The 11,819-nt window shown below is 57.5% G+C and carries 10 protein-coding genes; 1 reads left to right on the top strand and 9 read right to left on the bottom strand.

Features of this window, described 5'->3' with window-relative positions; translation table 11 throughout:
• Positions 1-108 precede the first annotated feature (108 nt).
• The 7 genes from sufC to aroC all read right to left on the bottom strand — a co-directional run bounded on the left by sufC (position 109) and on the right by aroC (position 9,138).
• Positions 109-885 carry a Fe-S cluster assembly ATPase SufC gene (sufC, locus tag OZX74_RS04135; RefSeq protein WP_277157263.1) on the bottom strand — a complete coding sequence of 259 codons (777 nt, stop codon included), beginning with the start codon at positions 883-885 and terminating at the stop codon, positions 109-111.
• A complete protein-coding gene (sufD, locus tag OZX74_RS04130; RefSeq protein ID WP_277157262.1) occupies positions 886-2,109 on the bottom strand; it encodes a Fe-S cluster assembly protein SufD in 1,224 nt (407 codons plus the stop codon).
• 3 nt (positions 2,110-2,112) lie between these two features.
• Positions 2,113-3,567, bottom strand: coding sequence for a Fe-S cluster assembly protein SufB (sufB, locus tag OZX74_RS04125; RefSeq protein ID WP_277157410.1), 1,455 nt, complete (start codon positions 3,565-3,567; stop codon positions 2,113-2,115).
• A 352-nt stretch (positions 3,568-3,919) separates the two neighbouring features.
• Positions 3,920-5,599 carry a CTP synthase gene (locus OZX74_RS04120; protein ID WP_277157261.1) on the bottom strand — a complete coding sequence of 560 codons (1,680 nt, stop codon included), beginning with the start codon at positions 5,597-5,599 and terminating at the stop codon, positions 3,920-3,922.
• A 65-nt stretch (positions 5,600-5,664) separates the two neighbouring features.
• Positions 5,665-6,111, bottom strand: a complete 447-nt coding sequence (locus tag OZX74_RS04115; protein ID WP_277157260.1) for a type II 3-dehydroquinate dehydratase — start codon at positions 6,109-6,111, stop codon at positions 5,665-5,667.
• A 116-nt stretch (positions 6,112-6,227) separates the two neighbouring features.
• Positions 6,228-7,853, bottom strand: coding sequence for a bifunctional shikimate kinase/3-dehydroquinate synthase (locus OZX74_RS04110; RefSeq protein WP_277157259.1), 1,626 nt, complete (start codon positions 7,851-7,853; stop codon positions 6,228-6,230).
• A gap of 100 nt (positions 7,854-7,953) precedes the next feature.
• On the bottom strand, positions 7,954-9,138 hold the full coding sequence (gene aroC / locus OZX74_RS04105; RefSeq protein WP_277157258.1) for a chorismate synthase: 1,185 nt from the start codon (positions 9,136-9,138) through the stop codon (positions 7,954-7,956).
• Between the two features lie 97 nt (positions 9,139-9,235).
• Between aroC and OZX74_RS04100 the strand changes: the two genes are divergently transcribed.
• Positions 9,236-9,712, top strand: a complete 477-nt coding sequence (locus OZX74_RS04100; RefSeq protein WP_277157257.1) for a peptidase A24 — start codon at positions 9,236-9,238, stop codon at positions 9,710-9,712.
• Between the two features lie 440 nt (positions 9,713-10,152).
• Here OZX74_RS04100 and mltG read toward each other — a convergent pair whose 3' ends face one another.
• Together mltG and ruvX are read right to left on the bottom strand one after the other, a co-directional pair.
• Positions 10,153-11,331: an endolytic transglycosylase MltG gene (mltG, locus tag OZX74_RS04095; protein ID WP_277157256.1), complete on the bottom strand. Its 1,179-nt coding sequence runs from the start codon at positions 11,329-11,331 to the stop codon at positions 10,153-10,155.
• A 25-nt stretch (positions 11,332-11,356) separates the two neighbouring features.
• Positions 11,357-11,812, bottom strand: a complete 456-nt coding sequence (ruvX, locus tag OZX74_RS04090) for a Holliday junction resolvase RuvX (RefSeq protein ID WP_277157255.1) — start codon at positions 11,810-11,812, stop codon at positions 11,357-11,359.
• Positions 11,813-11,819 lie beyond the last annotated feature (7 nt).

The following is an 11,819-nucleotide window of genomic DNA, read 5'->3' as shown; positions in this document are numbered from 1 at the left end:
TGGCCTACCGGCCTGGAGGGTTCCGAAGCATTGTATATTTTCCCCAATCCGCGACCAACCCCTAAAAGTAGGTTAATCGCGAAACGTAACTGAGCAATCAGAGAAGAATCAGGCCATAGCCGATTCAGTCGTTCCCTCCGGCAGATACTGATCATATCCAGTCTCTTCGAGTTCATCAGCCAATTCCGGTCCACCGGTCTTGACAAAGCGTCCGCCGGCAAACACATGCACGATATCCGGCTTGATGTACTTGAGGATTCGCGTGTAATGGGTGATGAGCATGATGCCGAGGCCGGTGTTCTCCTTGGCGCGGTTCACACCTTCGGAGACGATGCGCAGCGCGTCGACGTCAAGGCCGGAATCGGTTTCGTCCATAATGGCGAACTTCGGCTTCAGCAGTTCGAGCTGCAGTACCTCAGCACGCTTCTTCTCGCCGCCGGAGAAGCCCTCGTTGACGGAACGTGAAGCGAATTTCTTGTCCATGCGAAGGTTCTTCATCGCATCCTGCAGTTCCTTGGCCCAAGTGCGGATGGCCGGAGCCTTGCCGTCGACCTCGGTCTTGGCGGTGCGCAGGAAGTTGGTCATGGAGACGCCCGGCACTTCGACCGGGTACTGCATCGCGAGGAACAGACCGGCCTTGGCACGCTCGTCGGCAGTCATCTTCAGGATGTCCTTGCCGTCGAGCAGCGCCTCGCCGGAGTCAACGAAGTACTTGGGGTGGCCGGCCAACGTGTAGGCCAGCGTCGACTTGCCGGAACCGTTGGGACCCATGATGGCGTGCGTCTCGCCGGAGTTGACGGTCAGGGTCGCACCTTTGAGAATCTGCTTGCGGCCTTCCTTGGTCTCCACCGATGCGTAGAGATCCTTGATTTCCAATGTAGACATTTACTTATCCTCCAATACCGCTTGCATATCGGCGCTTTCGCCGCGCGCGAGTCTGCGGTCTATGACATTCATAAGGTGTTCGGCGATGCTGGGCACGCCGATTTGTTCGATCAGGTCGGCGAAGAATCCACGGACCACAAGCTTGCGGGCCTCGGACTCCGTGATGCCGCGCGACTGCAGGTAGAACAGTTCCTCGTCATCGAAATGGCCGACGGAGCTGGCGTGGCCGGCACCGATGATGTTGCCGTTCTCGATCTCAAGGTTGGGCTCGGAATCAGCCACCGGGCCGGGGGTCAGCACAAGGTTGCGGTTGAGCTCGTAAGAGTCGGTGTTCGGCGCCTGCGGCTGGATGAGCGCATTGCCCACCCATGTCGAATGTGCGTCCTTGCCGTCGAGCGCGCCCTTGTAGACCACACGGGACTTGCACTCCGAATAGTTGTGCACCACCATCGTGCGATGTTCCAGATGCTGACCGGCTTCGGCGAAGTAGATGCCGAGCATGTTGAGGTCGCCTTGCGGTCCGCCGAACTCCTGATCCATACGGATACGCACGATGTCACCGCCGAGGGTGACCATCGCGTGACGCAGCGAGGCGTTGTCGCCGACATGGATGCGCTGGTTGCCCACGTGCTTGGAGCCCTTGTCCCATTCCTGGACGAAGGTCGTGGAGACGTGAGAATCACGCCCGGTGATGATTTCGACACCTTCGGCAAGACGGGCCAGACCCTGATGCCGCACGACGATGTCGCCATGCGTACGGTCGGCCACCTCGAGCACCAGATGCAGGGAATCAAGATCGGTTCCGTGTCCTTCAACGTCAACCAGAACCGGCTGATCCAGCTCGCCGGAGATGGAGACGACGACGGTCTTGCTGCCGCTGTTCCATTCGACGGCCGAAACGCGGTCGTTGGGCTTCATCACAGAGCCGGAAGGCGCCTGGCCACGCTCGATAACCGATTTGGTCACCTTGCTGTCGTCAATCGGGCTGCCGTCGATATTGCTGACAGTGACCTTGGTTTCACCGCTCGGGGTAAAGACGTCGAAGAACTCGCTGATACGATCAAGTGGCGTATAGCGCCAGTCCTCCTGCTTGCGTGTCGGCATCTTGAAGTCGTCCACCTCAAACGAGCGGGGCTCGTTGTCGGCACTGGACGGCATCGCCGCCGGTATCGCGTAGGGATCATTGGGGTCCGCTACTGGAATATTCACTTCTTGTTCGGCCATCGATCAGCCCACCGATCCTTCCATTTGCAACTCGACAAGCCTGTTGAGCTCCAACGCGTATTCCATCGGAAGCTCACGGCTGATCGGCTCCACGAAACCGCGCACAATCATGCCCATGGCTTCCTTCTCCTCAAGCCCTCGGCTCATCAGGTAGAAAAGCTGGTCTTCGGAGACCTTGGAAACCGTCGCCTCGTGCGCCATCGTCACGTCGTCCTCGCGGATGTCGACGTGCGGATACGTGTCGGAACGCGAGTAATCGTCAACCAACAATGTGTCGCAGACCACCGAAGAGCTCGAGCCCTTGGCGCCATCGATCACCTTGACCAGACCACGGTAGGCGCAGCGTCCGCCTCCACGTGAAATCGACTTGGCGACGATGGTGGAGCTGGTGTGCGGAGCGAGATGGATCATCTTGGCGCCCGTGTCCTGATACTGGCCCTTGCCTGCGAAGCTCAACGACATGGTGGAGGCCTTGGCGTACGGCTCGGCCAGGATGCAGGACGGGTATTTCATACTCGCCTTGGAACCGATGTTGCCGTCGACCCATTCCATGGTGCCGCCCTCTTTGACGTAGGCGCGCTGGGTGACGAGATTATAGACGTTGTTCGACCAGTTCTGCACCGTCGTATAGCGGACGCGCGCGTTCTTGCCGACAATGATCTCGACGTTGGCGGCGTGCAGGGAGTCGGTCGCATAGATCGGGGCCGTGCAACCCTCGACGTAGTGGACGTAGGAGCCTTCCTCGGCGATGATCAGCGTGCGTTCGAACTGGCCCATGTTCGGGGTATTGATGCGGAAGTAGGCCTGCAGCGGGATGTCGACATGGACGCCCTTGGGCACGTAGACGAACGATCCGCCGGACCAAGCCGCGGTGTTCAACGCCGCGAACTTGTTGTCATCATAGGGAATGACGGTCGCGAAATATTTCTTGACCAGGTCCGGATACTCACGCAATGCGGTGTCGGTATCGGTGAAGATCACGCCTTGTTTTTTCAGGTCCTCCTGAATGGAGTTGTAGATGACCTCGGACTCGTACTGTGCGGCGACACCGGAGACCAGACGCTTCTTCTCGGCATCGGGAATGCCCAGCTTGTCGTAGGTGGTGCGAATATCCGTAGGCAAATCGTCCCAGCTCTTGGCGGGCTTGTCGATTGGCTTCACATAATATTTGAAGTCTTCTGCATGGAATTCGGAAAGATCCACACCCCACTTCGGCATCGGCTTCTCCACAAACGCGCGATACCCTTTCAGGCGCATGTCGAGCATCCATTGCGGTTCGCCCTTGTCGGCGGAAATGGCGCGGACGACGTTCTCGTCGATGCCCTTCTTCGCGGCCTCACCAGCCGCATCGGAATCGTGCCAGCCGTAGTTGTACTCGCCGAATTCCTGGATGATCTCGTCATCCTGTTTGATTTTATCCTCGTTGACACGTTCGCGATCAGCCACATATTGGCTCATCTCCGTATCAGACGCGGCGTTTGGTGTTGGTTTTTCTGCCACCGTACGCTGCCTCCCATCATTGACTACACTCAATATAAACCTAACAGAATTGGTCTTTCATTACTAGGGATGTGCCTAAAACAATGCCGACAATGAAAGTGATTTAATTCACAAGTTTTGTCTATATTGTACCTATTTGTACCATTGTGTATTTGCTTTTCAAGCGCCAAGGCCTGCATCGCTGCATCGCTGGATACAGTAAGAAGACCCCACCGAAGCAGGGTCTTCTTACGCACGCTATCGAAAATACGGACTACCGGCATCGCCGGTTGACGATGAAGCGGAAGCAAGCATCGTCAAAGACCCGTTTTCAGTCCTCTTCAGACCCACTTTTCCGGGCTTCCTGATGGTCGAGCGCTGCTTTCACCAGACCTTGGAAGAGCGGGTGCGGCTTGGTCGGACGGGACTTGAATTCGGGGTGAGCCTGCGTACCGACATAGAACGGGTGCACGTCCTGCGGCAGCTCGACGAACTCGGTGAGCTCGCCGTCCGGGCTCTGACCGGAAATCTCGAGGCCCGCCTCCTGCAACGGCTTCTTGTAGGCCACGTTCACCTCATAACGATGACGGTGACGCTCGCTGACATTGGTGGTGCCATACAGCTTGGCGACCAGCGAATCCTCCTTCAACACGGCCGGATAGGCACCGAGGCGCATGGTGTGCCCCATATCGGAATTGGCGAGGATGTCCTTCTGCTCTTCCATCGTGGCGATGACCGGATTCTTGCAACCGGGCTCGAACTCGGAGGAATCCGCATCCTCAAGCTCAAGAACGTCGCGGGCATACTCGATGACCATGCACTGCAGGCCCAAGCAAAGGCCGAGCGCAGGCAGCTTATGCTCACGGGCGTAGCGCAGCGCGCCGATCTTGCCTTCGATGCCGCGGATGCCGAAACCACCGGGGACGATGATGCCGTCCATGTCGCGCAGTTCTGCGTCGGCGCCGGCTTCGCTCTCGCAAAGGTCGGCCGCAACGAGCTTGACGTTGGCCTTGGCGTAATTGCCGAAACCGCCGGCCTTGACGGCCTCGATGACGGAAAGATAGGCGTCGGGCAGGTCGATGTACTTGCCGACGATGGCGACGTTGACTTCCTGCTTCGGATGGTGCACGCGCTCCAGCAGATCGTCCCACTCGGCCCAATCCACATCGTGGGCGGACATCTCAAGGTAGCGGACCACATAGGCGTCGAGGCCTTCGTTGTGCAGAATCTTCGGCACGTCGTAGATGCTCGGGGCATCCACACAGTTGACCACGCCCTCTTCGTCCACGTCGCACATCAGGGAGATCTTGTCCTTGATGCCTTGGTTCAGCGGGCGGTCGCTGCGCAGCACCAGCGCGTCGGGAGTAATGCCGAGCTGGCGCAGGGTCATCACGGAATGCTGGGTCGGCTTGGTCTTCAGCTCGTGGGCCGCGGGCAGATACGGCACCAACGAAACATGCACGAACATGCAGTTGTGCGGGCCGAGTTCGCGCTTGACCTCACGCGCGGCCTCGAGGAACGGCTGCGACTCGATGTCGCCGACCGTACCGCCGATCTCGGTGATGATCACATCGACGTCGTCTGCGGCCTGGGCGCGCATACGGCTCTTGATCTCATTGGTGATATGCGGGATGACCTGGACGCACTGGCCGAGGTACTTGCCGGCGCGCTCTTTGTCAAGCACGGACTGGTAGATCTGACCGGTGGTCACGTTAGCCTTCTGGGAAAGGAACACGTCGAGGAAACGCTCGTAATGGCCGATGTCCAGATCGGTTTCGGCACCGTCTTCAGTGACATAGACCTCACCGTGCTGGAACGGGTTCATCGTGCCCGGGTCAACATTGATATAGGGATCGAGTTTCTGCTGAAGAACACGAAGACCACGACTACGAAGAAGACGACCGAGAGAGGATGCTGTCAAGCCCTTACCGAGGGATGAAACAACGCCACCGGTGACGAAAATATGCTTGGTGACATGCCCATGGGAACTATCATTATTATCTTTAACCATGGAACTTCAGTCTATCAGTGCCTATTGACCCGGCGTGTTCGTAGGCGTGAGACAATGTAATGCTTTTATTGCTCCAGCAGATGAGCGACGGCGTCGAGGGCGAGCTTGTAGCCGTAGAAGCCCATACCCGTGATGGTACCGGTGGCTACCGGGCTGATGACGCTGTACTTGCGGAACGTGTCTCGTGCGGAAGGGTTGGAGATATGCACTTCCATCAGCGGCAGTCCGGCGTCGGTGACCATTTTCGCGGCATCGGAAAGACCATAGCTGTAATGGGTGAACGCGGCAGGGTTCATCACCACCGGAGTCTTCTCGTCGACTGCCCGATGCATCCAGCCGATGACCTCGGCCTCATCGTCGGACTGGCGCACTTCGACCTCCAGGCCGAGTGCACGACCCCATTCGGTGCAGTCCTTGCGCAGGGTCTGAAGATCCTGACGCCCGTAGATATCGGGTTCGCGTACTCCCAGACGCCCGAGATTCGGTCCGTTGACAACGATTACCTTGGTCATGATTTTGTCCTTTGTGTTGAAATGATGAATGACATATCGCAGGTCGATAGATACGTGTTCGGCAAATGGTGAAATATCAACGTTTCTCAGACCCATCTACCGACTTGCGATAGCGCTCAACTGCGAATACGCTTAAACGCCTCCACGAGCGCATCCATCGGCGGATCCTCAAGGTGCATCGGATGGCCAACACCGTCGAGAATGACGAAACGCAGGGTGTTGCCGCGAGCCTTCTTGTCCTTGTGCATCAACGCGAGCACATCGTCCCAATTCCCGCCGTCCCACGAGATCGGCAGACCAAGCGAGGAGAAGATCGAACGGTGCAGGTCGACGGTCTTCTGGTCGATGTGGCCGAGAATATGGGAGAGTTCCGCTGCATAAACGCAACCGACGGCCACCGCATTGCCATGGCGCCAACGGAAATGTTCGAGCTTTTCGATGGCGTGGGCCAGTGTATGCCCGTAGTTCAGGAATTCACGCAGGCCGGCTTCTTTCAAGTCATTGGAGACATGGTAGGCCTTGACGCGAACGGTGCGCTCAATGAGTTCGGCGACCACATCCTCGAGTGGTGTTCCGAGAAAATCTTCACCATTGAAATTGCGCAGTTCCGCGGCATGTTCCTGCAAAATGTCAAGAATCGCGGTGTCACGGATAAACCCGGACTTGGCCACTTCCCCGAGCCCCTCGGTGAAGATATCCTGTGGTAACGTCTTCAACGCACGCAAATCGGCAAGTACGCCGGCAGGGGTGTAGAACGAGCCGACCAGATTCTTGCCTTCGTCGGTGTTGATACCGGTTTTGCCGCCGGTCGAGGCGTCTACCATCGCCAGCAGCGAGGTCGGGCAGTTGACGTAACGGATGCCGCGCATCCAGGTCGCCGCGATGAAACCGGCTAGGTCGGTCGCGGCTCCCCCGCCCAGGCCGACAATGGCATCAGAACGTGTGAAACCGATTTCGCCGAGCCTCTTCCAGATGGTTTTGGCCACGTCGATGGTCTTGCCTTTCTCAGCGTCGGCAATGACCATGTCGTAGACTCCATAACCTGCCTGACGCAACAGGGCGCGCGCCTGATCGGAGTGCCGCTGGACGGGTTGGGTATGGATCAATGCCACCCGTACCACGTCTTGCCCGACGACTTCCCGCAGACGGTTCAACGTGCCTTCACCGATGCAGACGTCATAAGGTTCGATTCCCGAACCGGTGACATGAACAATGCGTTCCTGAATCATATTGCTCAGCTTTCTTGCCGCCACACGCGGCGTCGAACCATGGGTGTGCACCTGCAGATTGGATATTTCGCGGAAAACGGGGTCGCGCTCTTCGTAGAGCTTCATCCAGCGCTTGTCGGCGTTACCTTTGAGCATCGGCCGGTTTCCGCCGCGTGAGGCGCGTTCCATGGCCTCGTGCTTGTCGGCTTGCAGGTAGACCAGTTTGCCACCGGCGGCGGCGTAATCGATCAAGGCGTCACGGGTGGACTGCGTCATGGGGGCCCCGCCGCCCAACGCAAGCAGACCATCAAACGAGACAAGCAAATCGGCGATGACATCGGCTTCCAACTTTCGGAATTCGGGTTCGCCGTATCGTTCGAAATACCGGGGAATCTTCATACCGGCCTCATGTTCGATCTCGATATCCGCATCGGCGAAATCGACATCGAGCATCTGCGCCGCCTCACGTCCCACACGTGTCTTACCAGCACCGGGCATACCGATGACCACGGCAAGCGGACGATGACCACTCATGATTGTTGCACCTTGTCTCTCTTAACTCTACGTTTCTCTGTGTTGTTATCTATCCTAATTTCGCATGCCCCAAACACGCCACGCAGACACGAGATGGCAATCAACGCATATGCTCCGGCCAGGAATCAAGATAATTACGTGCATTGCGGCGCGTTTCCTCAACGCTGTCACCGCCGAACTTCTCAAGAACGAATCCGGCCAGCGTCAAACGCACCATTGCCTCGGCTACGACCGAAGCGGCGGGGACCGCGGTGGTGTCGGAACGTTGGTTGATGGCCTTGGCCTCCTCACCGTTGGCGACATCGACGGTGCGCAAAGCACGAGGAATGGAGGGAATCGGCTTCATCGCGGCCCTCACCCGAATCGGCTGGCCATCGGACATACCGCCTTCGGTGCCGCCTGAACGGTTTGAATAACGCTCAATATGGCCATTGTCATCCACAAACATCTCATCGTGGGCCTCGGAGCCAAACCGGTCTGCCTCGAGGAACCCGTCACCGACTTCCACGCCCTTGATAGCCTGGATGCCCATCAGCGCGCCGGCCAGTGCCGCATCAAGCCTGCGGTCGCTCTCCACGTATGTGCCCAATCCGGCGGGCACACCGTAGGCGATGACTTCGACCACGCCACCGAGCGTATCGGCGCGGGATTTGGCCTCGTCGACCTTGGCCATCATGCGTTTCTCCGCATCCTTGTCGAGCGTACGCACCGGCGAGGCATCGAGCGCTTCGACATCAGCGGGCGTCGGCAAAGTGCCGGTATCGGCCTTTTCGCCGCCCAAAGCGACCACATGAGCAACCGTGCGAATGCCTACACTCTGCTCAAGGAATTTCGCTGCCACGGCCCCCAAAGCCACGCGGGAAGCCGTTTCTCGGGCGCTGGAACGTTCGAGGGCGTTGCGGGCGTCGTCGAACCCGTATTTGCGCATACCGGTCAGGTCGGCGTGGCCGGGACGCGGACGGGTCAGCGGCTCGTTGCGTCCGGTCGGCGGCAGCTCATGGTCAAGCGGGTCGGCGCTCATGACCTCGGTCCATTTCGGCCACTCAGTGTTGGCGATCTCGATGGTCACCGGCGAGCCCAGTGTCAAGCCATGTCGCACACCGGTGAGCATGCGCACCTTGTCCTGTTCGAACTTCATGCGCGCGCCACGTCCGTAGCCTAGACGCCGCCGCGCCAGCGCGTCCACGACATCCTGCGAGCGCACCTCGACACCGGCCGGTAGGCCCTCGATCATCGCGACCAACGCCTCACCGTGCGACTCCCCTGCCGTCTGCCAACGCAACATGCTTACTCCTTGCCGAACATGGACGAACCGACCAAAGAAAAATCAAACCTTGAAATTTCCGCGTTTTCGCGCTTTCCATTCGTCGAATCATGGGTTTATGAACTATCTTACCGATATGGCCTACATTGCTGCACTCCCGAGTCTGATCTGCGGACTGGCGCTTGCGCTCGAAGACATCCGCCGTTTTCACGTGCCCCGAGCATGGGTGGCGCTGGGAGTGTTGATACAGTTGGCCGTTTTTCTTGCACTTTCCATCGTCGAACACAATCCCGCTAAAACCTTGCTCCCCCTTGGATACGCAGCCCTATCCGCAGCCATCCAGTACCTGCTCTCGCGCTTGAAGCCAGGCGCCCTAGGTTTCGGCGACGTCACCGCATCATTCCTCGCAGGACTCACAGTAGGATCGTTCGGTCTGATGCCCTACCTCTATTGGTGGCTGCTTATGGGCGCCTTGGGCCTACTCTGGATTCTACTATGGCCCAAGCTCGCCAAGTCCTCATCCCCCAAAGCCCCGTTCGTCCCCGTAATCGTATTAGCTGCCATCATTGCAGTGTTGTTAAATGCTTTTAGTTAGGCTCGTTACGATTTCGCTTGATTAGTCACGTTTATCGGTTGGTCGCGGATTTGGGGGAATATACAATGCTTAGGCACCCTCCAGGCCGGTAGGCCAAGCTTTACGCCTCAGCATCGCATATCCCGCCACAACAACTTATGCTGGTTGACTATCTTACGGAATTTCAGAAAACTTTATTTCTACCCAGTATGAGTGGGTTTGCCGGGATATGCGATGGTCGGGCGTAAGACATGGCCGTACAAAATCGAAGATTTTGCCTTCGCACGGGTAACGTGCTCACTTCGTCTAAACGGAGCCCACAGGGCTTCGTTCTTCACGGCTCAGCCAAGGAGCGTCCCGAACATTGTATATCCCTCCAAATCCACGACCAACTTGTAAAAGCAACGATATAAACAAACTCAAACCAAATTAAAAATAATTAAATAACTAAATAAAAAAAATCAGTTGGCGTTTTGGTTTTGGGTCTTGTATTCGTTGCGAATCTGGGTGAATTCGTCTTGGGTGGCGACGAACTTCGTCTCGCCGGTCTGCAGGTTCGTGGTGACGAAATAGAGCCAATTGCCGGGCGTGGGATTCATGGCCGCCTTGATCGCTTCGTCTCCGGGGGAACTGATCGGGGTGGGCGGCAAGCCCTTGTTGACACGCGTGTTGTACGGGTCTGAGGCATCGCCCAGCATCGCGTTGGTCAGTTGGCTTGGCTTGACGTTCGCGCCGTAGGCGACGGTGGAATCCATCCCCAGAGCCATGTTCTGACTGAGCCGGTTGACGATGACACGCACGACCTTACCGTAGTATTCCGAACGGTTCACCTCGGATTCGGCGATGGAGGCCATGTTGAGGATGGTTTCGCGTTGCGCCCCGGTCGGCACTTTCAGATCGTCGAGTTTGGCCACGCGTTTATCTACGATCTGTTTCAAAATAGAAGAGGCGGTGCTGCCTTTCTTCTTCACATCGTAGACGCCCGGTTCAAGCCAGCCTTCGAATTTGCCTCCGGCTTCGGCGGGAAGGATGCCCTGGCCTCCACCGGCGATGATCGCATCGAATTGTGCCTTGTCGATACCGGAAAGCTGCGCGGCTTCCGCTATGGCCTGCGAGCTGCGTTCCCCGGCCTTGACTTCCAAAAATCCGGTGGCTTTGGTTCTGTCGGACAGAATCTTCACCGCCTGAATGGACGACATGTGTTTTTTGAGCTGGTACATGCCCGGATAGAGCGTACTGTTGTTGGCCGCGACCGTACTGGCAAACGTATCCGCATTCTTGACCACATCGGCCTTGACCAGATGTGCCGCGATCGTGGCGACACCTTCACCGGTTTCGACAGTGAACCAGACCTTTCCGGTTCCGGGGCCTTGGTAATCGGTGGAGACCTCTTGAGAATTATTGACGTTGGACAGATGGGTGAGCGCTCTTATGCCGAAAAATCCGCCACAGCCCACGATCAACACGATGACTGCCACAATGGCAGCGATGGTCATCTTGCGACGGCGTAGCCGCTGCTTGCGCAGACGCATTTCGTGACGAGATTTGGGAGACTTCGGCGGCCGGGCATCAGAAGAAGAACCAGTGGAATCCACCCACTCGGCGTTCGTGTCGAAAAGCTCGTTGAAGTCTTCTGGCATGAATTCCCTCTCTGCTTCAGGACCGTCAGTGACGTCCATCCAAAGCCGACTGAAGAATGACAACCGCCGACTGCTGATCGACCACCGGCCTGTGATTTCTGCTTTGAACGTTGGCTTGGCTCAACTGGTGGTGTGCGCTCACGGTGGTGAGACGCTCGTCCTGAAGTACTATTTCAGGTACCTTGTCTATTGTATAATCCTCGCTCTGGACGGCTACTCCAAGGCGCTTGGCAAGGTTTGCGGCCCAACGTCTGGCCTTTTTGGCACTTTTCCCGGCTTCTCCGCTCAGCAATAAAGGCAGGCCGATGACGACCCTATCGATATCGGGGTGCCCGTCAATGAAGTCCACGACCTCATCCAGGGCACGGAACGAATCACCGTTGGCCGCAATATTGCCTTCCGGGTGCGCGAAGGAGAGCTCAGGGTCGCTTAAAGCCAAGCCGACCCTAGCATCTCCCAAATCAACACCTAACCACGTCATAGGAGGT

This window comes from Bifidobacterium sp. ESL0798 (assembly GCF_029395415.1).
Lineage (GTDB): Bacteria > Actinomycetota > Actinomycetes > Actinomycetales > Bifidobacteriaceae > Bifidobacterium.
The sequence above is the reverse complement of the archived record's forward strand: the minus strand, read 5'-3'. Positions and strand labels throughout refer to the sequence as shown.

Excerpts from the sequence above, each read along its gene's own strand:
- sufC (WP_277157263.1), bottom strand. The coding sequence starts at position 885 with ATGTCTACATTGGAAATCAAGGATCTCTACGCATCGGTGGAGACCAAG.
- sufD (WP_277157262.1), bottom strand. The coding sequence starts at position 2,109 with ATGGCCGAACAAGAAGTGAATATTCCAGTAGCGGACCCCAATGATCCC.
- sufB (WP_277157410.1), bottom strand. The coding sequence starts at position 3,567 with ATGAGCCAATATGTGGCTGATCGCGAACGTGTCAACGAGGATAAAATC.
- OZX74_RS04120 (WP_277157261.1), bottom strand. The coding sequence starts at position 5,599 with ATGGTTAAAGATAATAATGATAGTTCCCATGGGCATGTCACCAAGCAT.
- OZX74_RS04115 (WP_277157260.1), bottom strand. The coding sequence starts at position 6,111 with ATGACCAAGGTAATCGTTGTCAACGGACCGAATCTCGGGCGTCTGGGA.
- OZX74_RS04110 (WP_277157259.1), bottom strand. The coding sequence starts at position 7,853 with ATGAGTGGTCATCGTCCGCTTGCCGTGGTCATCGGTATGCCCGGTGCT.
- aroC (WP_277157258.1), bottom strand. The coding sequence starts at position 9,138 with ATGTTGCGTTGGCAGACGGCAGGGGAGTCGCACGGTGAGGCGTTGGTC.
- OZX74_RS04100 (WP_277157257.1), top strand. The coding sequence starts at position 9,236 with ATGAACTATCTTACCGATATGGCCTACATTGCTGCACTCCCGAGTCTG.
- mltG (WP_277157256.1), bottom strand. The coding sequence starts at position 11,331 with ATGCCAGAAGACTTCAACGAGCTTTTCGACACGAACGCCGAGTGGGTG.
- ruvX (WP_277157255.1), bottom strand. The coding sequence starts at position 11,812 with ATGACGTGGTTAGGTGTTGATTTGGGAGATGCTAGGGTCGGCTTGGCT.